General features: G+C 55.0%; 19 protein-coding genes. 14 read left to right on the forward strand and 5 right to left on the reverse strand.

Going from position 1 to position 20,522, the window contains the following annotated elements; genetic code table 11:
• Positions 1 to 9 precede the first annotated feature (9 nt).
• The 8 genes from HZB34_15860 (at position 10) to HZB34_15895 (ending at position 6,288) form a co-directional block, all read left to right on the forward strand.
• On the forward strand, positions 10 to 945 hold the full coding sequence (locus tag HZB34_15860; GenBank protein MBI5317437.1) for a cobalamin-binding protein: 936 nt from the start codon (positions 10 to 12) through the stop codon (positions 943 to 945).
• Positions 942 to 1,811: a presqualene diphosphate synthase HpnD gene (hpnD, locus tag HZB34_15865; protein ID MBI5317438.1), complete on the forward strand. Its 870-nt coding sequence runs from the start codon at positions 942 to 944 to the stop codon at positions 1,809 to 1,811. Before HZB34_15860 ends, hpnD begins: the two co-directional genes overlap by 4 nt.
• Positions 1,808 to 3,133, forward strand: a complete 1,326-nt coding sequence (locus HZB34_15870) for an FAD-dependent oxidoreductase (GenBank protein ID MBI5317439.1) — start codon at positions 1,808 to 1,810, stop codon at positions 3,131 to 3,133. The genes hpnD and HZB34_15870 overlap by 4 nt, the downstream gene beginning before the upstream one ends.
• Positions 3,134 to 3,266: 133 nt before the next feature.
• On the forward strand, positions 3,267 to 3,914 hold the full coding sequence (locus tag HZB34_15875; GenBank protein MBI5317440.1) for a uracil-DNA glycosylase: 648 nt from the start codon (positions 3,267 to 3,269) through the stop codon (positions 3,912 to 3,914).
• 96 nt (positions 3,915 to 4,010) lie between these two features.
• Positions 4,011 to 4,262 carry an AbrB/MazE/SpoVT family DNA-binding domain-containing protein gene (locus tag HZB34_15880; protein MBI5317441.1) on the forward strand — a complete coding sequence of 84 codons (252 nt, stop codon included), beginning with the start codon at positions 4,011 to 4,013 and terminating at the stop codon, positions 4,260 to 4,262.
• Positions 4,253 to 4,591: a type II toxin-antitoxin system PemK/MazF family toxin gene (locus tag HZB34_15885; protein MBI5317442.1), complete on the forward strand. Its 339-nt coding sequence runs from the start codon at positions 4,253 to 4,255 to the stop codon at positions 4,589 to 4,591. Before HZB34_15880 ends, HZB34_15885 begins: the two co-directional genes overlap by 10 nt.
• A 482-nt stretch (positions 4,592 to 5,073) precedes the next feature.
• Complete coding sequence (locus tag HZB34_15890; protein MBI5317443.1) at positions 5,074 to 5,643, forward strand: HNH endonuclease; 570 nt, start codon at positions 5,074 to 5,076, stop codon at positions 5,641 to 5,643.
• 135 nt (positions 5,644 to 5,778) lie between these two features.
• Positions 5,779 to 6,288 carry a hypothetical protein gene (locus tag HZB34_15895; GenBank protein ID MBI5317444.1) on the forward strand — a complete coding sequence of 170 codons (510 nt, stop codon included), beginning with the start codon at positions 5,779 to 5,781 and terminating at the stop codon, positions 6,286 to 6,288.
• A 776-nt stretch (positions 6,289 to 7,064) separates the two neighbouring features.
• On the opposite strand, the gene HZB34_15900 is transcribed toward HZB34_15895, so the two are convergent.
• The 4 genes from HZB34_15900 to tldD form a co-directional block, all read right to left on the reverse strand.
• Positions 7,065 to 7,520: a hypothetical protein gene (locus HZB34_15900; protein MBI5317445.1), complete on the reverse strand. Its 456-nt coding sequence runs from the start codon at positions 7,518 to 7,520 to the stop codon at positions 7,065 to 7,067.
• A gap of 17 nt (positions 7,521 to 7,537) precedes the next feature.
• Positions 7,538 to 8,245 carry a dienelactone hydrolase family protein gene (locus HZB34_15905; protein ID MBI5317446.1) on the reverse strand — a complete coding sequence of 236 codons (708 nt, stop codon included), beginning with the start codon at positions 8,243 to 8,245 and terminating at the stop codon, positions 7,538 to 7,540.
• Between the two features lie 117 nt (positions 8,246 to 8,362).
• Positions 8,363 to 9,730: a TldD/PmbA family protein gene (locus HZB34_15910; protein MBI5317447.1), complete on the reverse strand. Its 1,368-nt coding sequence runs from the start codon at positions 9,728 to 9,730 to the stop codon at positions 8,363 to 8,365.
• Complete coding sequence (tldD, locus tag HZB34_15915) at positions 9,727 to 11,157, reverse strand: metalloprotease TldD (GenBank protein MBI5317448.1); 1,431 nt, start codon at positions 11,155 to 11,157, stop codon at positions 9,727 to 9,729. The genes HZB34_15910 and tldD overlap by 4 nt, the downstream gene beginning before the upstream one ends.
• A gap of 230 nt (positions 11,158 to 11,387) precedes the next feature.
• On the opposite strand from tldD, the gene HZB34_15920 reads away from it, so the two are divergent.
• From HZB34_15920 to tadA, 6 genes are all read left to right on the forward strand, one after another.
• A complete protein-coding gene (locus tag HZB34_15920) occupies positions 11,388 to 12,149 on the forward strand; it encodes an isoprenyl transferase (GenBank protein MBI5317449.1) in 762 nt (253 codons plus the stop codon).
• The gene (locus HZB34_15925; GenBank protein ID MBI5317450.1) at positions 12,149 to 13,039 is read left to right on the forward strand and encodes a phosphatidate cytidylyltransferase; all 891 of its coding nucleotides are present in this window, start codon (positions 12,149 to 12,151) and stop codon (positions 13,037 to 13,039) included. Before HZB34_15920 ends, HZB34_15925 begins: the two co-directional genes overlap by 1 nt.
• 10 nt (positions 13,040 to 13,049) lie before the next feature.
• Entirely contained in the window at positions 13,050 to 14,210 is a 1,161-nt protein-coding gene (locus tag HZB34_15930; protein MBI5317451.1) for a 1-deoxy-D-xylulose-5-phosphate reductoisomerase, read from the forward strand.
• Between the two features lie 29 nt (positions 14,211 to 14,239).
• Complete coding sequence (rseP, locus tag HZB34_15935; GenBank protein ID MBI5317452.1) at positions 14,240 to 15,625, forward strand: RIP metalloprotease RseP; 1,386 nt, start codon at positions 14,240 to 14,242, stop codon at positions 15,623 to 15,625.
• 42 nt (positions 15,626 to 15,667) lie between these two features.
• A complete protein-coding gene (locus HZB34_15940; protein ID MBI5317453.1) occupies positions 15,668 to 17,374 on the forward strand; it encodes a proline--tRNA ligase in 1,707 nt (568 codons plus the stop codon).
• 210 nt (positions 17,375 to 17,584) lie between these two features.
• Positions 17,585 to 19,906 (forward strand): Flp pilus assembly complex ATPase component TadA, encoded by a 2,322-nt coding sequence (tadA, locus tag HZB34_15945; protein MBI5317454.1) that lies wholly within the window; start codon positions 17,585 to 17,587, stop codon positions 19,904 to 19,906.
• 223 nt (positions 19,907 to 20,129) lie between these two features.
• On the opposite strand, the gene HZB34_15950 is transcribed toward tadA, so the two are convergent.
• Positions 20,130 to 20,510, reverse strand: a complete 381-nt coding sequence (locus tag HZB34_15950) for a PilZ domain-containing protein (protein MBI5317455.1) — start codon at positions 20,508 to 20,510, stop codon at positions 20,130 to 20,132.
• Positions 20,511 to 20,522: the final 12 nt, after the last annotated feature.

The following is a 20,522-nucleotide window of genomic DNA, read 5'->3' on the forward strand; positions in this document are numbered from 1 at the left end:
CCTCACGGTATGAGAATCTGCTCACTGCTTCCCAGTGCCACCGAAGTGATTGCCTTACTCGGCCTGAGCGATGAACTGGTCGGAATCAGTCACGAATGCGACTACCCGCCATCGGCCAAACGCTTGCCCATGATGGTTGAACCGATGATTTCTTCCGATGAACTGACTAGCGGCGACATCGACCGGCAAGTGAAGCAGCTGGTGGCGTCAGGACAACGACTGTATCGGTTGAATGACTCTCTGTTGAGACAGGCGCGACCAGATCTAATCCTATCCCAAGACCTCTGCCATGTTTGCGCCGTTACGCCGGACCAACTACACAACGCCATTTCCTCCATGCCTCGGCGACCGAGCGTCCTCACGTTGAACCCCCGTACTGTCCAGGATGTGATCGATGACGTCATTCGCATTGGCGACGCCGCCAATCGGTCGGCTGAGGGGCATCGCCTCGCCGCTCAGTTGCGTGACAGACTAGAGGCTGTTCATGCTCGCGTCCGAGGCATCTCGTATCGCCCTCGCGTGGTCTGCATCGAGTGGCTCTCCCCTCTCTATATCGCGGGGCATTGGGTTCCTGAAATGGTCCAACTCGCCGGTGGCCAGGATGTCCTCTCAAAACCTGGCAGCCCCTCACGAGTTGCAACATGGGACGAGATTCTGGCTGCCACTCCAGACATTCTCATCCTAATGCCCTGCGGGTTTTCCGTAGAACGGACGCACCAAGAGCTGGGCCAGTTGATGCAGCAGCCAGGTCAATGGCGCCTGCCCTCCAATCTGGCGGAACATACATTGCTGGTCGATGCATCTTCTTATTTCAGCCGTCCAGGCCCCCGTTTGATTGACGGCATCGAACTCTTGGTCGCGCTCCTACATCCGTTAGATCACAGGTCTATTTACGAACCCATGGCCCGCCGTCTTGGGCCACTCCCGACTTACCAACATCCATGAGTTCCCTCTCCGTCAGTGACGCACAAGCCTACTGCACAGCTCTCACAAAAAAGAGCGGAAGCAATTTCTATTACTCCTTCCTGTTTCTCCCTAAACAACGACGCGCTGCGATGTACACTGTCTATGCCTTCTGTAAGGAGGTCGATAATGCAGTCGATGAACCGCCTGCAGGGAGCAACCCCCAGGAGGAACTGCGGCGGTGGCGGACCGAACTTGACGCAGCCTACCGTGGCACGGCGACCTTTCCTGTAACAGTCAGCCTGGCGAGCCATGTCAAGCAACTGTCTATCCCACGAGCCTATTTCGATGAGCTGATCAAGGGGGTCGAAATGGATCTCACGGCCTCCCGGTATGCATCATTTCAAGACCTCTCGCTCTACTGTTATAGGGTCGCGTCAGTCGTGGGACTGATTTGCCTCCATATTTTCGGGCCGACGTCGGCCAGAGCACAAGACTACGCCGTCGCGCTTGGAATGGCATTTCAATTAACGAATATTCTGAGGGACATCGGAACCGATGCAGCCCAAGGCCGCATCTATCTACCGCAAGACGAGCTCCAAAAATTCGGCTGCACCGAGCAGGCAATTCTTCAACGTGAGGAGAGCACAGAGCTCCATACGTTAGTTCGGTTCGAGACCGCAAGAGCCCATGAGTACTACGCAAAGGCACAAGCGGCGTTCGAAGCTCTGCCCGCATCCGACCAGAAGGCGCTGACTGTCGCCGAGATTATGCGCGCTGTCTATTTCCGCATCCTGCAAAAAATCGAAGAACCAAGGCATCAGATATTCGGCCCTCGAGCCCGGCTCACAACGAGCCGCCGTCTGGCTGTGGCTGCTGGAGTCTGGCTCCGATCCCGATCGTCGTGACATTCACCGCCACTCAATCCGCCCTGGTTTTAGGCGGCGACCCGGCCGGCCTTACCGCTGCCCTCCTCCTTACCAGTCATGGCTATCACGTGACGGTCATCGATCGTCGCCTCCCGATTGGAGGCATTGCCACAAGAGAAGATCCCTCCGGTACCCTTGAGCCATTCACCATCTTGGGCTGCCACCGAGCAACAAGATCTTTGCTGGCTTCTCTGCATCCAGGTAGCCAGCAACCGTTAGAGACCGAAATCCCGCTAGAATTCCATCTCCTGAACAATTCCCTTGTTCATTACCCACGCAGTTCCTTCCCTGCTCCTCTTCATACCTGGGTGAGTCTGCTGAAATTTGCTGGCATGCCCTGGAAGGAACGCTGGCGGCTGGCTTCATGGGTGGAGCAGTTGTGGGAAGGCGATGAGGAACTGCCTGCCGATCTGGAGCAGCGGACCGCCGACGAATGGCTTGCATCAGTCGAACAAAACGCACGGACACGCCGCGTCGTCTGGAACCCCATTGCACGATGGCTCACCGGCAATGATCTTTCCACGATATCTGCCGATGCCTTTATCACATCGCTGAGGCCATTCTTCCTAAGAACTCGTTCTGACAGCCGTGTTTCGGTTGTTCAGAACTCGCTCCAGACCTGCCTCGTGCAGCCAATGATCGAACGACTGACCCAACTCGGCGCGACCATTTTATGCAATCCGGAAGCCATACAGCTCCGCTATCAGCAAGATCGAATCTCGAGCGTCCTACTCCAGGACGGTTCAGAGCTGCAAGCTGATTGGTATGTAGCGGCTTTGCCCCCTCACGAACTCACACCATTACTTCCAGAGCGGTGGCTGACCCGCTATGCGTATTTTCAGCAACTCACGGAATTGCGATCTGTCGACAGCATGATCTTTTGGGTGTATGCCGAACAGCCCTGTGTCACCTCTCGTCTCATCCTTTTGAATGACCCATCCTTTCACTCGGTACTCGCAGCGCCCACAGTACATGACCGTACAGTGTTTTCTCTCGTTACGACCGATAATCAGCTCTCGCAACCTCACCCAGACACAGATCTTGACCTTATTCCCCTTGACCTGCTCAGATCCTTAGGGCTCCTCAAGCCTGACAGCAGGATCTCTTCGATACGCCGCCGGATAAGACCCAGCAGTATCCTCTCGCTCAAACCCGGGACAAAATCACATCGCCCGATCCAGCGCAGTCCGGTTGCCAACTTGCTTGTGGCAGGAGGCTGGACCGATACAGGATGGCCGCCCAACCTCGAAAGCGCCATTGTCAGCGGCAACCGGTGCGCTGATGCCATAACCCTCCGCTAGCAAGATGCCGAAGAACTCCACCTGCCTCCAACGCGTGTGGCAATGTTTTCAACCGTCGTTCTGCTTCCATTGACAAGAAAAATTGGCCCGCCTAGAATCCGGTGAACTTTTCCACTTCCACAATGTCATCATTATGACGCTCCTTGAACTCAGCAAATCACTGCACGACTGCCAACGTTGCAAGCTCGCGAAGATGGGCCGGACTCAAGTCGTATTCGGTGTGGGGAATCCTCACGCCAGCGTGATGTTCGTCGGGGAAGCGCCCGGTTTCAACGAAGATCAGCAGGGAGAGCCGTTTGTCGGGGCAGCGGGAAAACTCTTAAACGACTTGCTGCAATCGGCTGGATTGTCACGCAGCGATATCTACATCGCCAACGTGATTAAGTGCCGCCCCCCAAACAACCGCGACCCGGAACTGGATGAAGTCGAAACGTGCAAGCCGTTTTTGATGCAACAGATTGCGATGATCCGTCCGAAACTGGTCTGCACGCTCGGTAACTGGGCAACGCAAACGCTATTGGAGAGAAAGGTCGGAATTACAAAAGTGAAGGGGCAGGCGTTCTACATGAAAGATTTCGTGATCTTTCCCCTACTCCACCCGGCTGCAGCGCTCCATCAAGGCAACTTACTCGATACACTGAAGGCAGATTTTAAGAAACTCAAAGAATTTCTCGACAAGAACACAAAACCGGCCGAACCAGCCGCAGCAACCGCGGTTGCCACACCCACACTACACATCGAACCGCCACAGCCAGCACAGTTGGATCTGTTCGGGTCATAACTCGTCACTCGTCTTCACCCTTCAACTCAACTCAGGATAGCTGGACTTGCTTCTCGTTTAGGATGTGATTACAATGTAATCTCATAGGAGATGCAGATGAGAGCACACATCGTTCGGATCGGCAACTCTCGTGGAATTCGCCTTCCGAAGACATTGCTTCAGGAAGCTCAGCTGGAGGATGAAGTCGAACTTCAGGCCGAGCCTGGCCGCATCCTTATCTCCAAAACGGCTAAACCCCGGGCCGGTTGGGGCGAAGCCGCCCGGCGCATGCGGGAACGTAACGAAGATCGCCTCCTCGACCCATCGACGTCGACTCGATTCGATAAGGAAGAGTGGAAGTGGCGGTAGAGCACCCACATGCTACCCGCGGCGATGTATATCTTATTGAACTTGATCCTACCCGAGGCAGTGAAATCAGAAAAACAAGGCCCTGCCTGGTCATTTCACCCGATGAGCTGAATCAGCATCTGCGAACTGTCATCGTCGCGCCGATGACCACAGGAGGGCAGGCCTACCCCTGGCGTGTACGCTGTCGCTTCCGTGATCGCGCGGGGTTTGTCGCAATGGACCAACTGCGCACGGTTGATAGCGAGCGGCTTAGCAGGCGGCTCGGACGAATCGCTCCCGGCACCCTCGCGGCAGTTCTTGCGGTCTTGCAGGAAATGTTCACGCCGTAGATACCCCATTTGCAGCACACCGGCCAAAGGCGGATGTCCGTTAGAGGACACTCTCTCATCATCTCTCTGGAAACAACCATTTCGGACTCAACAGCGCAGAGGAAGGCCTCGGCTGACGAAGGGCGGGCAGCTCCGGCTTCGCCATAATGCGATGGAGCGCGACTGCTATTGTGCGTTTCTCTCTTGGCCGTGCGCCTTAGGGGACCAGAAGAACGGCGCCACGGCACCTGGTTTGGCAATTGACCGGCATATGGCACCATGGCGAAAGCCTCCGTGCCCATCCCTTCCATCCGAGGCTCGCTCAAGAGTTGAACCCTACGCAGTTATGACGTTATGATGCCGGCCTGTTTAGCATACCAATGCTGTGTTGCTGATAGAGTTGACAAGCCTATGGACCGCCAGAAGAATTGCGCGAGAGTTGGCGTGCGACATCTGCGTACTATGCCGATCAGTGTGCTCAATAGTTAGGCCTTTCAACGATCATGGCAACGCGCACATCAAAAGTTAAGCCTCGCGAAAGACAGAAACTGCCTCTCAGCACAGTTACGTTGGTGCTCACCGAAGCGGGCTACCGCTGCGCAGTACCAACTTGCCGAGGAATTCTTGCACTCGACATGCATCATCTTTGGGAGGTGAGTGGTGGTGGAGGTGACGACCCAGCCAACCTTATTGCCTTGTGCCCTACCTGTCACGCCCTGTATCACCGAGGCACGATCTCGCAGGGGTCAATCTACGCTTACAAAGCAATGCTCGTGGCAATCGGCCGCGCCTTCGATGTCGAGGCAATTGATCGCTTGCTATTTCTCAGCATGTGGCCAAAAGACTATCTGGTTCTGTCAGGCGATGGCGTACTGCATTTCTCAAGGCTTATTGCTGCTGGGTTAGTAGCGGTGGAGCAAAAAGCTAATAATGCGTGGCAGCTTGTTACCTATGCCGTAAACATTAGCGATAAAGGCCGAATGCTCATTCATGCATGGCAGCAAGGCGATCGAACCGCTATCGCAAGTGCTCTAGAACGTCCAATACCAGAGCAAACTGATGCGCCGGCCTAACATGGCGGTCAACACGGACCTTGCGCATAAAGCCGCGCAAGGCCGATTACCTATACGTTAAGCGTCATGCAAAGCGTCTCGGCTAGTCTAGTATGCTGGTAGTGTCTCAGTTTGAAAATGTGCGGAAGACTTCTTATGAAAGAGAAAATTGACAAGACGCGCGCCCGAAAATATCCGCCAGACCTTTTGATTGCAATGTTTCGCAAAGCGGCAGCGCTTCGCAACGAGATGGTTGAAGCAGGATTTACAGACAATGGCGGAGCTATTCACAGTGCGGAACGCATTCTGAATTTACTTGGACTACGGCTCAACTATCCTGAACTCAGCCACCTCAATAATCTCAGAAGTTTTAAGAACGCCACATTTTCAGTTGAGGCTTGGGAACTACATCAAGCTGGAGATAAAGTGCTCATTGAACATGTGGCGCCCATTCGCCATCTCACTCAGATGGCCATAGACAAAATCGACCAAAAACTGAGCGACGCTCAATTCAAAGCATTTGTAAAACGTCGTTATAAGCTCGTACTTCTATCGCCGACTGAAACGCTGCGGTTGAATAGGCAAAACCGATCAAAGATGAGTCGTGATCGCCTCAGTAAAGCCGGTATTCAGCTAGCAGCGAGGAAGGCTGCACATGACGCCTAACAATGTGCTCCATCCGATATCCCTGCCGTTTCGCTGCAGGGACGCGGCTGATCTTGATCGTTATCCCTCCCGCGCCCAGTGGGGATGGTGAGCGATCTGAGACTTGTGAGGGGTCGCTTCAGGAGCAGTTCCACCTCGGCATCGCGTCTGTCTCAACAATTCCTTCTAAGCTTGCTGACCTTCTCCCCAACGACGCCCGCTGTTGCTGATGCGACATCAGCGCCATACTGAGTCTCGCCGTAGTGAAGTCATGCGGCCCGCTTCTAGCGGGTGGCACAAACTGTTCGACGCTCCATTCGACCATCGGTCGGAACGGAGCTAGTTTCTGGGCCAAGCGTGACTGAGCGTGAGGGCGAGCCAGCAGGGCGTTGACAAGAGCGGTAGCAGCAGCGGGCTGGGAGCGGGACAGGCACCGCCGAAGACGGCTGAGCCAGTCCCCTTGGGCTCAATTTATTTTTCAAAGTCGCTTGGGAGGATCGTTGCCGCCGATGACCGGATGAATCGGGACACAACTTGCCGCAGCGTGCGGCCGTTGCTTTCCAGTTGCAACGGCGAAGCCTGTACTGTTTGAGGCTCGGCGAGTTTACAGGCTGAGAGCGCGCCAGGCGTAGTTGGGTGATTCAGGAGGTCGTGTGGCGGCACGCATCCTCCCGAGCGACTTTTCCGAATTTCCGAAGGTTTCCGCTCGGCGGAGCCCGAACGGGTCGCTCTGGGAGGTGTGGGAGCGGTTGAGCCTCGGCATCGCACCACGACCGAGTCTAAAACGCCGGTGGGGATTACGCCTTGGATGTGATCGTTGAGGAAGGGTCTGAATCCGCGGCCTCACCGTTTTCTTCCTCGGCAGGCTTTTCTTCTTCCGGCACGTCGAACCACTGCACCAGCATCTCGTCCCACCAGGTCTCGTCGATCTCCTTCCCGGGATCAATCCCGAGAAACGCGACATCGTCCTTCGTCACATCCGAACCAACCAGCTGAGGCTGGAACTTGGCCCGATCGATGACTTCCTTGGTCGCGTACCCACCAATGATCCAGGAGTCAGGATCGGCGCGGCGGGATTTATAGGCCTTGAGCCCGAGCTTGAGATACATAAAGATCTGCTGTTGCGTAGGCTCCGCGACGCCGGATTGCGGCAGCCCCAGGGTCTTCTCAATCTTCTTGCGCCAATGCCGATCATCGTACCGAGACGTGATCAACTGGAGCATGGTTTTTCCCTGTTCGGCATCAAGCGGCATGGTGCTCCTGATTTCTCCTACGCACTGAGGTGTTGTTTAAAGAAAGCCTTCGTCCTTGCCCAAGCATCCTTGGCCGCCTCAGGCCGATAGACCGTCTTATCCGTATCACGGAAAAACGCATGAGGCGCGCCGGGATAGGTCTTAATTTCCCCAGGCTTATTGTACTTCTTCAGCGCCGCCGCAAGCCGCTGCACGTCCACCTTGGTTATCCAGCCATCGTCTTCACCATAGATATAGAGAACCGGACCGGCAAGCTTCTGTAATGGAGTGTCGGGATTTGGCACCTGGCCATAAAATGGCGCGGCGGCTTTGATGTCAGAATTGACGCAGGGCAGCATCAACGCATAGGACCCGCCCATGCAGAATCCCGTGACGCCGATTCGCTTCGCGTCTACTTCCGGAACGGTCTTGAGATATGCCACCGTCGCATTCAAGTCCGTCAGTCCATCTTCTTGTTTGAGGGTATTCATCAACTTGCCTGCTTCGGCTGGATCTGTTGTAAGAGCATTGCCCAGACGGGAGTAGAGGTCCGGCGCGATGGCGACGTAGCCCTCTGCGGCATAGCGACAGGCCACGTCCTTGATGTGGTCGGTCAGTCCCCACCACTCCTGAACCACGATAACCGCGGGACGCCGCTCTTTGGTGTGAGGAGCTGCGACAAAGGCCCGCATCGTCACCTTGTCGCTAGGATACTGGACCATCGTTTCCCTGATTGACTCGGCCATAAGTCACCTCCAGCCTGGCGCAATGATGAATGAGGAATTTTGAATTATGAATTGAGACGGGAAGTCATTCCACACTCATCATTCAACATTCAGCATTGCAACTGATCGCCATGGCGATCAGTTGCCCGCTACCATCATCTCTGCAATCTTCACGGTCGGACTGGCGATGCGACCACGAAACACCAGATCGCTGCCGATCATTTCTATTCCGGCAAACATGTCATTCAAATTGCCTGCAATCGTGATCTCTTCAACTGGATAGGCCAACTCTCCCCCTTCGATCCAAAACCCAGAGGCGCCTCGTGAATAATCACCCGTCACCATATTAATGCCAAAACCAATGAGGTCCGTGACATACAGGCCCTGCTTCACCGTCTTAATGATTTCGTCCGCCGTTTTTATCCCTGGCACGAGATAGAAATTGGTAGGACCGACCGAGGGATTTTCCCCGACGCTGCGCGAGGCATTCCCGGTCGAAGCCAATCCGAGCTTCCGCCCTGAGTATGTATCAAGCAGATAGCTCTTCAATACCCCCCGTTCCACCACCGTGGTCTTCCTGGTCGGCAGACCTTCGCCATCGAACGGTCTAGACCCCAGCCCTCCGACCACTTGTCCATCGTCGTACACTGTCACATGCTCAGGGGCCATCGGTTTGTCTAGTCGGCCCGTCAAGAACGACGCACCTTTATAGAGTGAATAGCCTGAAACCGCGCTGCAGAGATTCCCCATGAGACTCCCGGCCGTTTCAGAATCAAAGACGACGGGAACTCGTTGGGTGGCAACTTTCCTCGCCCCGAGCTTGCGGACCGTCCGACGCGCCGCTTCCAACCCCACCGCCTCCGGAGAGTCCAGCTTGGCGAATTTCCGTTGTATGGCGTACCAGGAATCGCGCTGCATGGCCCCGGTCTGTGAATCGGTGGCAACGGGCGACACAGACATCGAAAAGCTGGAACTCTGGTACTCTCCCAGAAACCCATGACTGTTGCCCAATACCACGCGCCCCGAGGAGGAATCGAAATCAGCTCCTTCCGAGTTTGTCACGCGCTCGTCCATAGACATGGCAGCAGCCTCTACCCGCTTGGCCAATTCTATTTGCTGCTCAGTGTTCAGCTTGGTCGGATCATAGAGATCCAAATCCGGCCACTTGGCTGCCATCTGATCCGCTTCCGGCAAGCCGGATACCTGGTCTTCCACGACAGCTTTGGCCAAATTACAGGTCTCGGCGACAAGTTGATTCAACGAGTCCGCCGAAAAATCGGAGGTGGAGGTGCTGGCGGAGCGTTTCCCGACAAACACGCGTAAGCCGAGATGCTTCTCGCGGGCTTTCGTGAGGCGATCGACGGAACCCAATCTAACTTGTAGCGAAAAGGTTTCGCCGTCGGCGATAATAATGTCCGCTGCCGTCGCCCCACTGCGCTTCGCTTTAGCCAAGAGATCAACCGCGAGTTGGCTGTAGCCATCGGATTTTTGTATTTGCTGGCTCATTCTTGCGTTCCGCCTACAGTAATTTCGTCGATTCGAATGGTCGGCAGGCCAACCCCCACCGGCACAGACTGCCCGTCCTTGCCACAGGTACCGATGCCCTCGTCAAGCTTGAGGTCGTGTCCGACCATCGAAACTTTGGTGAGAATGTCTGGCCCGCTGCCGATCAACGTCGCCCCCTTGACCGGCCTCGTTACCTTACCTCCTTCGATCATGTATGCTTCACTGGCAGAAAATACGAATTTCCCGTTCGTGATATCCACCTGGCCGCCTCCGAACGAGACGGCATACAGCCCACGATCGACCGAGCGAATGATCTCTTCAGGATCCGATGCACCAGCCAACATGAAGGTATTCGTCATTCGCGGCAGCACCACACTCTGGTAACTTTCTCGCCTCCCGTTGCCGGTCAAGGGAATCCCCATAAGACGCGCATTTAATTTGTCAGTGATGTAGCCGCGCAGGATCCCGCGCTCGATGAGCACGGTACGACCGGTCGGAGTGCCTTCATCGTCCATATTGAGCGAGCCACGCCGGCCTGGCAAGGTTCCATCATCCACGATCGTACAGACGTCCGACGCGACCCGCTTTCCGAGGAGGTGGGAGAATGCCGAGGTTTTCTTGCGATTGAAGTCTGCTTCAAGGCCGTGACCGATCGCTTCATGCAACAAAATTCCGGGCCATCCTCCACCCAGCACGACCGGCATGACACCGGCCGGCGCTTCGACCGCAGAGAGGTTGAGAATCGCTTCACGTGCCGCTTCACGCGCAAACCGCAAATGCCGGTCACCGTCGTGATAGAACTCAAATCCGACACGGCCACCCCCGCCGAACGAGCCCGCTTGTCGTTGGCCATTCTCCTCTGCGATGCAGGTCACTTGCAGCCGCGACAGTGGCTGCAGATCCCCGATGATCAACCCGTCCGATGTGGCGATCACGACGACCTTATACTCTGTATTGAACGAGGCCATCACATTCTTGATACGCGAGTCATACCGGCGCGCCTCCGCATCGATGGCATTCAACAAGGACACGCGATCCACCGTGGCGACTTCGGCTTGTGCCCGTTCGATTGGATAGAGATTTCTCGTTGGGCGTTGATTGACCGGAACCGATATCTGGGTGTCCCCGCTCGGCGAATTGGCAATGTATCGAGCCGTATCTGCTGCGAGTTCGAGCGCCGCCTTCGTCAGTTCGTCGGAATAGGCAAAGCCGGTTTTTTCTCCAGCCGTCGCTCGTACCCCCACACCCTGCGACACGCTCTTCGTCGCACGCTTGACGAGGGACTCCTCCATTGAAACGGACTCTGACACGCAGGACTCAAAGTAGAGGTCGGCATAGTCAACATCACGAACCTTGACTCGCCCAAGCGCCTCGAACACCTCTCCCTCAGTCAGACCGAAGGACGTCAACTGAACAAGTTCACCCATGGTGTATCCATCCTCACGACAGTTAGCATGCGAAGAGGTGGGCAGTATAGCCGATCAACTTCCGGAGGCGCAACGATGGCTCCTGCAACTCTTCGCTTTTACAGGACTTTTACGAAAATCTATTTGACATTACTTTCTCCCGCCATTAGACTTTGCTCACCTACCTCACGTTCTTCCTGAGAGGGGTCATTACCAACAGCACACTTATGGACACGAAAGACTCGCCGGCTATGGACCAGCTATCCGTTGAAGAGCTTGTCGCAAGACTCGAACCGGACCTTTTACCTAAACACGTCGCCATCATCATGGACGGTAATGGTCGTTGGGCAGAGATGCGGAGCCTCCCCCGTATTGCCGGCCATCGGGAAGGAATCAAGTCAGTCCGCGAAATGATTACGGTCTCCTTGGAATTGGGTATCCATGCCCTGACAATTTACGCGTTCTCTCAAGAGAATTGGAACCGCCCCCTTCAAGAAATCTCTTCGCTCATGGGCTTGCTCGAATACTATCTCTCAACGGAGCGTGCTAAACTCATCGAGCAGGGCGTACGATTGCGCACAATCGGCCGACTCGACTCTCTCCCTGCCTCCGCCCTCCAATGGGTCAGAGCCGCCGAACAGGAAACTGCCCATCTCGATCGTCTGCATCTCACGGTCGCCCTCAGCTACGGCGGCCGCGCTGAGATCGTGGATGCGGTCCGTGAACTGCTTCACGACGTAGAAGATGGCAAGCTGCAACCCGACGATGTGGATGAGTCGCGGATCCAGCAATACCTCTACACCCACGGGCTGCCGGACCCAGACCTGTTGATTCGTACCAGCGGAGAAACACGAATCAGCAACTTTCTCCTCTGGCAACTCGCCTATACCGAGCTGTATTTCACTCCGACCCTGTGGCCCGATTTCCGTCGCCGCGAACTCTTGCTGGCCTTGCTGGAGTACCAGCGCCGCGAGCGGCGATTTGGTCGTGTCCTCAGCACTATTTCTTCATAGTGGCCGATCTCAACCTCCAGACGCAGGAATATAAGACTACCGGCCGGCCACAGGCTGAACCAGCCGCACCGTCTCGATTTGATCCCCGTCGGATCTATACCATTCTGGTCCTCGCCCCACTGGTCTATGGTGTCACTCGCTACCTTCCTCCTCTCGCATTTTCTGGCGTCGTCGTGCTGGCAGGGGCGCTCGCCCTCTACGAGTTTTACCGATTATGTTTCGGCGGCCGCAGCCATTCCTGGTTGATCGGTATCGGGCTGGTAGGATTTGCCGCCCTGATATTCGGCGCACACCGTCATGACATGATCCTCCCAACCCTCCTGGCTACCCTGGTCTGTATCATGTCAGTCCCCCTTTTCAGTCGCTCGCCACTCGAACAGAGCCTGAGAGATGGAGCAATGACCCTATTTGGCGTGCTCTACCTCGGCTTCACTCTCGGCACACTTTCAATGACGAGGCTCCTGCCTGAGGGAGAATGGCTGATCTTTTTTCTCCTGCTGGTGACCTGGGCATCCGATACCGGCGCCTACTATGCCGGCACTCTCTGCGGTCGCCATCCTTTGGCTCCCAGGATCAGTCCCAAAAAAACGGTCGAGGGCTTGGTGGGAGGCTTGATAAGTGCCATAATCGTTGGGTATGTCGCTCGGTGGTGGTTTCTCCCAGGATTGTCAGGTCTCGACTGTCTGATCTTGGCTATCCTACTCACCTTTACCGGTCTTTGGGGCGATCTGACCGAATCGGTTATGAAACGCAGCGTTGGCGTGAAGGATTCCGGCGGGATACTGCCGGGCCACGGCGGTATGCTGGATCGGCTGGATAGTCTCTTGTTCGCCGCCCCTGCATTCTACTACTATGTGACATTGGCCAGCCGCTTACGAGTTAGCGAGTGAAGGAGCGTCTATGAAAACTATCGTTATTCTCGGATCCACCGGATCGATCGGCACCAATACCTTGGATATCGTGGAACGGTTTCCCGACAAGTTCCGCGTAGCAGGCCTCACCGCCCACAGCAATGATGAAAAACTCGAAGACCAGATCCGCCTATTCAAGCCTAGCGTGGTCGCCCTATCGGACACCACCGCCGCCGCCAGGCTCCGGCGACGTTGTGCGGGTCTGTCCGTCGAAATTCTGGCAGGTGAGGAGGGATTGATTCAGGTTGCCTCGACGCCCGAAGCGGAACTCGTCATTTCAGCGATCGTCGGTGGGGCCGGCCTCCTGCCTACCCTTGCAGCCATCCGGAGCCGAAAACACATCGCCTTGGCCAATAAAGAGCCGATGGTCATGGCCGGTAAACTCATGCAGGACGAGGCGCGGCGGTATGGAGTTCGTATCTTCCCGGTCGACAGCGAACACAGCGCGATCTTCCAGTCATTGGAAGGCCACCGTCTCGAGGATGTCCGCCGCCTGATTTTGACTGCATCCGGAGGAGCGCTTTGGACCATAGGCCGCGAGGAACTGCCGGATGTCACGCCTGAACGAGCACTCCAACATCCCAACTGGAAAATGGGCGCAAAAATCACCATCGATTCTGCCACGTTGATGAACAAAGGGCTCGAAGTCGTCGAGGCCCGTTGGCTCTTCGACATTCCTGAATCTCAGATCGAAGTCATGATCCATAGGGAAAGCATCATCCACTCTCTGGTAGAATATCAGGATCGTTCGATGATCGCACAGTTGGGATTGCCTGATATGCGGACACCGATATCGTACGCCATGCAGTATCCGGAACGCCTGTCGATGGATCTCCCTTCGTTGGACCTGACAGAAATCGGGAAATTGACGTTCTGCAAGCCGGATCACGACCGATTTCCCTGTTTGGGTCTTGGATATGAATCACTTCAGATCGGCGGAACGATGCCGGCCACATTGAATGCTGCAAATGAAGTCGCAGTTGAGGCATTCTTGAACGGGGGTATCCGGTTCACCAACATTGCGGAAATCATTCGTAGCACGATGGACGACCACAACCCCAAAGACGTGGAAACGTTGGAAGATGCGCTGGAAGCAGATCGTTGGGCCAGGGAAAAGGCCGAGTCGTTGGTTGTGGCATTAGCACGCTAAGTCTACACGAAGGAGCATACACTGTGTTCATGGCATTTACCTGGTCCCCCGATACCATCTGGTTGTTGTTGCAGAAGGCCTGGTGGTTCCTGGTCGTTCTGGGCGTGCTGGTCGCGTTTCATGAACTCGGACATTTCTTGGCTGCTCGCTGGGTCGGTGTAAAGGTTCTCAAGTTTTCACTTGGGTTCGGGCCAAAGCTATTCGGCCGCCAAATGGGTGAAACTGAGTACCTCCTCTCGGCCATTCCCCTTGGTGGCTATGTAAAGTTGTTTGGCGAAGACGAGGCTGAGGCGACGACACAGGAGGATCGTGCCCGATCGTTCGCACACAAAGGCCTCTGGGGAAAAGTCCTGATCGTCGCCGCAGGACCTGGTTTTAACTTCATTCTGGCCTATTTCATTTTTGCCGGATGGCTTGCCACCGGTACTCCGCTTTTTGTACCAACATTCCAGGATCTGACTCCGGATATTGAAGCGATGGTCCCAGGTTCTCCAGCCGATGTTGCCGGCATCCAGGTGGGAGATCGTGTGAGTCGAGTCAACGGAGAGGTGATTTCGACCAGAACCGAACTTTTCGACGCTGTCGCGAAAAGCAACGGCCAGGCCCTAACGCTGGAGATCAAACGAGGCGGACAAATCAAGACGGTGAAAGTCACACCCACCATCGCCCCTGGGCAACAGACATCTACACAAGAACCCGGATATTACCTGGGAGTTGAAGAAGCCCCCCCTCTTGTCACTTCAGTCATGCAAAGCTCTCCGGCAGCCAAAGCCGGGCTTCAAACCGGCGACCATGTGGTGAGCATCGACGGTCTAACGATCCACACCTGGTCTCAAATGACTGGCATTGTGAAAGAAAGCCCCAACCGCCAGTTACAGGTAGAGGTCTTGCGGGAGGGGCATCGGATTTCGTTGGCTGTGACGCCTTCTGTTGAGAAGGCGATGGTCAACGGTCAGTCGGTCGACATCGGCAAAATTGGTATTTCAGGCCCCGGCCGGTCGATCATGCGCTCGAGCACTCCTCTTCTGTCATTGTATGACGGTTTGGGAGCGACATGGGGCTGGACCGAACTGACCGCAATCGGTCTCTACAAGATGGTCGTAGGGGATATCTCCAGCAAGAATATCGGCGGCCCACTCACCATCGCCAACATTTCCGGTGAAGCCGCTTCACAGGGGGCCTCAAGCGTGGTCTTCCTCATCGCGATTCTGAGTATCAATCTAGGTGTCCTCAACCTACTCCCCATTCCTATCCTAGACGGCGGCCATCTCTTATTTTTCCTGATCGAGGGCATTCTGCGAAAACCCCTCGGCGAACGACAGAGAGAAATCGCCCAGCAGGCAGGTCTCGTGCTGTTAGTAGGCGTGATGATCTTTGCATTTTGGAACGATCTTGAGCGGATCTTTATCCGTTAGCAGATGCCACAACACCACTCTCGATCACTGCATCCATAGCCCATGCGGACATCTCAAGTCCTGATCCCCACATTGCGAGAAGACCCGGGCGAAGCGGAGACCGTCAGCCATAAGCTGATGCTTCGCTCAGGCCTGATTCGCAAAGTAGCCGCCGGCGTCTACACCTACCTTCCCCTGGGGCTTCGGGTCATCCGAAAAGTCGAACAGATCATTCGGGAAGAGATGAACCGGGCCGGCGCACAGGAACTCCTCATGCCCATCGCTTCCCCGGCGGAATTGTGGCACGAAACAGGCCGCTGGAACTTCTACGGCAAGGAGCTCTTGCGATTTAAGGATCGCCATGAGCGTGATTTCTGCTTAGGGCCGACCCATGAGGAAGTGATCACCGACTTATTCAGGCGCGAGGTCCGTTCCTACCGGCAGATGCCGTTGAACTTCTACCAGATTCAAACGAAGTTCCGCGACGAAATACGCCCTCGCTTCGGACTCATGCGGGGCCGAGAGTTTATCATGAAAGATGCCTATAGCTTTGACCAAGACGAAGCCAGCGCCAGGCTCAGCTATCAGAAGATGTACGACGCCTACCAACGCATCTTCACACGCTGCGGTCTCACATTCCGCGCTGTGGAGGCCGACACAGGCCTGATTGGCGGGAGTTCATCGCATGAATTCATGGTACTCGCAGATACCGGGGAAAATACGATTGTCTACAGTGATGGCGGCGCCTATGCTGCCAATATCGAACAGGCGGAGGTGCTTCCTCCCACTGAAGCTGATGCAGACGCAGCCCCCCCACGCCCCCTGCGTACAGTACACACGCCTGGATGCCGGACGGTCGAAGAAGTGACGAAGTTTCTCAACATCTCCTCCAAACACCTCATCAAAACGCTCCTCTATTCAGCGGCGGAGGAAACAGTCGCTGTACTCGTACGAGGAGACCATGATGCGAATGAAGTGAAGATTCAACGCCTCCTTCGACTCACCGGTCTTGAACTCGCAACTCCCACTGTCGTAGAGCAGGTCACTGGCGCTCCGGTGGGGTTTGCTGGCCCCATTGGCCTCAAAAACGTTCGAATTATAGCCGACCATGCGATCAAATCCTTGCGCAACGTGGTCATCGGAGGCAACCAGAGCGATACACACTATGTCGATGCCAATTGGGATCGTGACTTTCAAGTCCAGCAGTTTGCCGATCTTCGCAGTGCTTGCGCAGGGGACCCGTCACCGAGAAGAGACGGGATCTTGAAAACGGCCAAAGGCATCGAAGTCGGACATGTCTTTATGCTCGGCACCAAATACAGTGAAGCGATGAAAGCCTCTTTTCTTGATCTTCATGGCAAAGAATGCCTCGCTGTCATGGGATGCTACGGCATCGGGGTTGGGCGCACTGCAGCTTCGGCGATCGAACAGAATCACGACTCCAAAGGGATCATCTGGCCCTTCCCGATCGCACCATTCCATGTGCATCTCCTCCCTCTCACTCAATCCGCACAGACCGCCCAAGTCACGGCCCAACTCTATGACGGGCTACAAGCAGCCGGGCTGGAAGTACTCTGGGATGATCGAGACGAACGAGCAGGTGTAAAGTTCAATGATGCAGACCTGATGGGAGCTCCCTTCCAAATCGCCATCGGAGACAAGGGCCTCGCCGAAGGAGTTGTGGAGATCAAGACTCGGAAAGACGGGGTGAAACTCAAACTGTCCCCCACCCACGTCGTCGGCCATCTTACAGGCACACGATCATGTTAAATACCCTACCATCAGCGACGATTCCATGGATTCTGTCCCTCCGGTACCGCCCAGTCTGAAACTGCCTTTTTCTTGCCTTCCGTCGCTGATCAGCTAGACTGAAATTCGAGCGCTGCCTCAAGACACTTGTGTTCACGTGGGTCACACCTACGCTTCTTTGAGCGGACAAATCCGGCAACGCCTTCGGGTTGATGGTCAGGAGCCCAGTCGATGCAGGCGAATCCCATACCCAAAAATCTTCAAGAACTTCAGCAGAAAGTGGCCTTCACCGAGAACGTCAAGCGCATCACGGACCAGATCCTTGCCGCCAGCGATCTTGACCACATTCTTCTTGACATGCGCAACGACATCCTCAGCATCTTTGATGCCGAAGCCGTCACCATCTACGCGTTTGACTCAGAAAAGAAAGAAATCTTTTCAAAGGTCCCTCACATCGACAGTGTCGAGGAATTCCGCATTCCCATCACTGAACAAAGTTTGGCTGGCTTCTGTGCGAAATATCTCCGCCCAGTGAGCATTGCGGATGCCTACAACGCCGCCGAACTGCAAAGCATCCACCCCTCGCTTCTCCATGACAGTTCCTACGACAAACGGACAGGATTCAAGACGAAACAGGTGCTGACCTACCCGATTGTTGCCGACAACAAGTACTTGATGGGAGTTTTTCAACTCCTCAACAAAAAAGGCGGCACACGATTCACAAGAAAGGATGAAGAATCCGTCGCGGAAATCTCGAAAGCACTCGGCATTGCTCTTTTCAATCTCAAAAAGATTACAAAAAAGAATCCAACCAAATTCGACCTGCTGGTTACAAGCAACCGCATTACCCAGAACGAGCTGGATCAGGCGCTTGTCGAATCCAAGAAAGGCGTGTCGGACTTCGAGAGCATCCTGATTGAGAAATATAAGGTTCCAAAACTCGAGATCGGGAAGTCGCTCGCCCAGTTTCACAAATGCCCCTATATTGAATACAACGATCGAACAATCGTTGACGTAGAACTCCTCAAAAACCTGAACGTTGATTATCTCAAGAAGAACCACTGGATGCCTCTCAAGCGCGACCGGACCGCCATTGAAATTTTGACTGACGATCCGAGCGATCTCGATCGCGTGGCGGATATTAAGCGGACCTTCCCAGGCCTTAATATTCGCTTCGCGATCAGCCTCCGTCGTGATATCGCCCAGTTCCTTGGCTCCGCCACTGGGCAAGGGCTGGGCGAGACCGGCGGCACACGAAAGCTGGACGAAAATGTCTCCGATATTCTCGGTGAACTCGTCAACGAAGCCCAAGAGGCGGCGGCAGATGATGCCGGAGTCGGGCTCGACGAAAATGACAATGCCATCGTGCGACTGGCCAATCAAATTATCGCCGACGCCTATCGACAAGGCGCATCCGATATTCACGTCGAACCCTATGGTGAAAAGCGGGAAACGCTTGTCCGGTTCCGGGTAGACGGCGACTGCTTTGAGTACATGAAGATTCCGCAAAGTTATCGACGCGCCATCGTGTCACGCCTGAAGATTATGGCCAGCCTCGACATTGCAGAACGGCGGAAGCCCCAGGACGGCAAGATCAAATTCAAACTGTCGGATAGCAAAGAAATCGAGTTGCGGGTCGCAACGATTCCAACTGCCGGATATAACGAAGACGTGGTCATGCGCCTGCTCGCAGCCAGCGAGCCCTTGCCTCTCGACAAGATGGGGTTCTCGGATCGGAATCTCGCAGCCATCAAGCAGATTGCCGCAAAACCCTACGGTATTATTCTCTGCGTCGGGCCAACCGGTTCAGGAAAAACCACGACCTTGCATTCCGTCCTCGGTTACATCAATACGCCGGACATCAAGATCTGGACGGCGGAGGATCCCGTCGAAATCACGCAATATGGACTCCGGCAGGTCCAAGTTCTTCCCAAGATCAACTTTACATTTGCCGCGGCCATGCGCGCGTTTCTCCGGGCTGATCCCGACGTCATTATGGTCGGAGAAATGCGGGATAAAGAAACAGCCGATATCGGCATCGAAGCCTCATTGACCGGACACCTCGTCATGAGCACACTCCATACAAACAGTGCAGTGGAAACCGTCACCCGGCTTCTCGATATGGGCTGCGACTCGTTTAGTTTTGCCGATGCGATGTTGGGCGTCCTCGCCCAGCGCCTCACCCGTCGGATTTGCAAGGAGTGTAAGGAGCAATACGTCGGAACACCGGTAGAATACGAAGAAATACGCCAGGGTTATGGACCTGAACATTGGGACAAGCTCGGCATTCCCCAAGACAACACCTTTCGTCTGGCCCGCGGAAAGGGTTGTGAGATCTGCAATCGCACTGGTTTTAAGGGGCGCGTGGCCTTACACGAGTTGCTACTGGGATCGGACAATATTAAACGCATGATCCAGGCAAAGGCGAAAACTGAAGACATGCTACAGGCTGCCGTTCAGGAGGGGATGACCACCCTCATGCAAGATGGAGTTCAGAAGGCCCTGCTTGGCCAAACGACGTTTAAGGAAGTGAAGGCAGTGGCCATCAAGTGATCTGACTCAACCCTACACACTCCGATCCACCCAAGGATCAGGCCCTGAGCTTGCCGGCCCTCCACTACATCGACATACAGAGGCCTAATGACTTTGCCCAGCACCGTGGATCATGAATGGCCCGCCACTCATTCCCCTCTTCAAGAGAAGAAGAGCTGCAACGAGCTTCATTCAAGAATCAGCGCCCCGCTATGGAGTATGGAGGGAAATTGTCGACACGAGACTATACGGCAGTGCTGGACAGGATAGACACATACTTTCTTAGTTGATTCTGTGCAACCGGCGATAATTGCTTGAAGGCCAAACCGCAGAATTGATCCTTCGTCCATCGCACGGTGGCAACTGCGATATCGGCGGGGTTGATTTGTTTGGGGAGACGTAACGTCAACGTGACTTCATCCCCTGGCACGATCTCTGCCTCAGTGCTGACTCGGGCTCCGCTGATTGAAAGATCATAGACCACACCCAAGTCACTTCCTGTCTTTCTCAACCAACGAAGGGAGTGACGTTGGGAAAGGACGCAGACAAACGGAGCAGGGATACGGACCCGTGGGTGTCGACGATACCTATTCAATACAGAGGATCGATGTGAAACTTGCTGCATCAGAATTTCCTA

The organism is Nitrospirota bacterium, assembly GCA_016219645.1.
GTDB lineage: Bacteria > Nitrospirota > Nitrospiria > Nitrospirales > Nitrospiraceae > Palsa-1315.

Bases quoted from the DNA above. Each gene is read 5' to 3' on its own strand.
- tadA (MBI5317454.1), top strand. From the start codon at position 17,585: ATGCAGGCGAATCCCATACCCAAAAATCTTCAAGAACTTCAGCAGAAA.
- HZB34_15930 (MBI5317451.1), top strand. From the start codon at position 13,050: ATGAAAACTATCGTTATTCTCGGATCCACCGGATCGATCGGCACCAAT.
- hpnD (MBI5317438.1), top strand. From the start codon at position 942: ATGAGTTCCCTCTCCGTCAGTGACGCACAAGCCTACTGCACAGCTCTC.
- HZB34_15910 (MBI5317447.1), bottom strand. From the start codon at position 9,730: ATGAGCCAGCAAATACAAAAATCCGATGGCTACAGCCAACTCGCGGTT.
- rseP (MBI5317452.1), top strand. From the start codon at position 14,240: ATGGCATTTACCTGGTCCCCCGATACCATCTGGTTGTTGTTGCAGAAG.
- HZB34_15900 (MBI5317445.1), bottom strand. From the start codon at position 7,520: ATGCCGCTTGATGCCGAACAGGGAAAAACCATGCTCCAGTTGATCACG.
- HZB34_15875 (MBI5317440.1), top strand. From the start codon at position 3,267: ATGACGCTCCTTGAACTCAGCAAATCACTGCACGACTGCCAACGTTGC.
- HZB34_15905 (MBI5317446.1), bottom strand. From the start codon at position 8,245: ATGGCCGAGTCAATCAGGGAAACGATGGTCCAGTATCCTAGCGACAAG.
- tldD (MBI5317448.1), bottom strand. From the start codon at position 11,157: ATGGGTGAACTTGTTCAGTTGACGTCCTTCGGTCTGACTGAGGGAGAG.
- HZB34_15890 (MBI5317443.1), top strand. From the start codon at position 5,074: ATGGCAACGCGCACATCAAAAGTTAAGCCTCGCGAAAGACAGAAACTG.
- HZB34_15860 (MBI5317437.1), top strand. From the start codon at position 10: ATGAGAATCTGCTCACTGCTTCCCAGTGCCACCGAAGTGATTGCCTTA.
- HZB34_15880 (MBI5317441.1), top strand. From the start codon at position 4,011: ATGAGAGCACACATCGTTCGGATCGGCAACTCTCGTGGAATTCGCCTT.
- HZB34_15940 (MBI5317453.1), top strand. From the start codon at position 15,668: ATGCGGACATCTCAAGTCCTGATCCCCACATTGCGAGAAGACCCGGGC.
- HZB34_15895 (MBI5317444.1), top strand. From the start codon at position 5,779: ATGAAAGAGAAAATTGACAAGACGCGCGCCCGAAAATATCCGCCAGAC.
- HZB34_15950 (MBI5317455.1), bottom strand. From the start codon at position 20,510: ATGCAGCAAGTTTCACATCGATCCTCTGTATTGAATAGGTATCGTCGA.
- HZB34_15920 (MBI5317449.1), top strand. From the start codon at position 11,388: ATGGACCAGCTATCCGTTGAAGAGCTTGTCGCAAGACTCGAACCGGAC.